Origin of the sequence: Pseudomonas persica, assembly GCF_900291015.1 — a bacterium.
GTDB lineage: Bacteria > Pseudomonadota > Gammaproteobacteria > Pseudomonadales > Pseudomonadaceae > Aquipseudomonas.
The window spans coordinates 1-250 of the sequence record NZ_OLKL01000269.1 but is presented as its reverse complement, the minus strand read 5'-3'; the positions used below and the strand labels follow the sequence as shown (position 1 = coordinate 250).

The following is a 250-nucleotide window of genomic DNA, read 5'->3' as shown; positions in this document are numbered from 1 at the left end:
CTGTAGCTCATCCTCTAGCGACACCGTAAAACGACGAAATAGATCACCATATTCCGAGAAATAGCGCATTCCATTATCGGTGGCGATCCACATCCCATCCATTTTGTCTGATACTAGCGAATATATCTTTTCACCAGATAAGCTGAACTTGTCATTAATGTTGTGTTCTACACGTTCGGCGCGATAGGTTGCTTTATCAATTAGGAACAAACCATGCTCCGTTCCAACCCAGAAGTATTGAGTAGATTCT

1 protein-coding gene is annotated in these 250 nt (G+C 42.4%); it reads right to left on the bottom strand.

Features of this window, described 5'->3' with window-relative positions; translation table 11 throughout:
• A partial coding sequence (locus tag FQ664_RS26540; RefSeq protein ID WP_144175957.1) for a two-component regulator propeller domain-containing protein occupies positions 1-250 on the bottom strand: 250 nt, incomplete at both ends.